Origin of the sequence: Acetobacter suratthaniensis (assembly GCF_017377745.1) — a bacterium.
Taxonomy (GTDB): Bacteria; Pseudomonadota; Alphaproteobacteria; order Acetobacterales; family Acetobacteraceae; genus Acetobacter; species Acetobacter suratthaniensis.
Map to the genome: position 1 here is coordinate 1 of NZ_JAFVMG010000046.1, position 1,612 is coordinate 1,612.

1 protein-coding gene and 1 pseudogene are annotated in these 1,612 nt (G+C 63.5%); both read left to right on the plus strand.

Annotated features, from left to right (window positions below):
- A pseudogene (locus J2D75_RS14205) lies at positions 1 to 1,002 on the plus strand (ParB N-terminal domain-containing protein); the annotation flags it as partial.
- A gap of 365 nt (positions 1,003 to 1,367) precedes the next feature.
- Positions 1,368 to 1,538, plus strand: coding sequence for a hypothetical protein (locus J2D75_RS14210; RefSeq protein WP_207855442.1), 171 nt, complete (start codon positions 1,368 to 1,370; stop codon positions 1,536 to 1,538).
- Positions 1,539 to 1,612 lie beyond the last annotated feature (74 nt).

A 1,612-nucleotide genomic window follows, 5' to 3' on the forward strand; every position in this document is an offset into this window, starting at 1 on the left:
CTGCGTCCGCAGGAGGCGGGCGAACAGGGGGCCACTACGTCCTCGCGTAGCGTTGCGCCCGCAAGTGTTGCTGCGCCTAAAGAGCGGGCGGCCATTTCTGGCACCGGTCTGACTATGCTGGGGCTCATCCGCACACAGGCGTTGCACGCGGCACTCGATGCGGTTGTTGAGGATGTAGACCCGTGGGATCTGGTTGCGGCCCTGCTGCTGGCCCTTGGCGGCAAGAATGTCACCGTGCATACCCCTGAACGGGAGCCTTATGGTCAGATGAGCCGACAGGAGATCGCTCTGGCCGCGCTCTTCCCCGAAGGTGTGTTGATCCGTGATCCTGCCCTGCTACGACAGGAAGCGGTTTCTGTGCTCAAGAACGTCGCAAACTGCACGATCAGCCAGCATAGCGGCAGTGGTGTAACGGCCCAGCTCATGGGGCTGCTGTTCGATGCTGATGCACAGATGCCCAATATGGCGTTCGACGACTTCCTCAAATGCTTCAGCAAGCCCGGTATCATGGAGGCGGGTAAGGCACTGAACCTGCTGCCTCGTAACACCGGTAAAGAGATGCGAAATGCCATCATGGCGCATGTGGGGGCTGAGGGGCGCTGGGTGCCCGAGCAGGCCGGGTTTGGGTCTGCTGCCGAGGGCTGGAAAGCGAAACTGGACGCTATGGTGCGTAAAGCCGAAAGGCTGGCCGCTTTGAGTGCGGATCATGATGGCCACGACGAGGAAGAGGGCGAATTTGACCACCTGCGTCCCGTTGAAGAAGAACTGTATGGAACAGGTCTGGAAGGGGCGGACGAAGCTGAGACTACGTCGGCAGAAACCGCTGATGCAGCCGAGGTAGCGGCCCCTGAAGGCCGGGACGATGAAACGGCCGAGCTGAAGGACGCGCTGCTTGAACAGGCTGGCGCGGTGCTGGCGTCGGACGATGCCGGTCCTGACGCGCGGGCTGCGGTGAAAGCCCATCTGGACAGCCACCTTGAAGTGGTGCGGATCGCCGCCTGACGGCGGCCGGTTCCAGACTAAAACCCAAAAACACAGACCAAAAACGTGCCTGCCAGAACGGAGCCGCGCGTTCAAACGGTGGGGCTGCGCTCCCGGCGCTGCGCGCCGCGTTTGAGCGCGCGGCCGCCGTCCCGGCAGGCAGCAGGTATTCAGAACAGGAGAATGCCATGCGTCCGATTATCTTTCCGCTTCCCGCGGCCAAAAGGCCTGCCCCGTCACGCTGGGCCTGTGTGGACGCTTCCGTAACGTGCCGGCGCTGCCATCATGAATGGCCCGCTGGTGATCCGGCCTACCAGTTGGCGTGTCGCGGCTGCGGGGCACCAAACGGCCAACCCTGCTGCCGCCCTGAGGGCGGGAACGAGCGCGTGTGCTTCCAGCGTGATCAGGATGCGCGCAGATCAGGGCTGTTGATCCCCTGCGAGGGGTTGAGCTGGGATGGTCGCCACGACAAGCCCCTGACGCTCTCTCTGAGCCGTTCGACCGACGCTCGCGCGGTGCTGAGTGGTGCGCCTCCAGCCCGGCGTTTTGCTGCCTAGGCCAATGCAGGGAGGCCCAACCGCCCGCCTGCGCCCAAGGAAAACAGAACCGAGACTGAGCGTGACGACTGTCC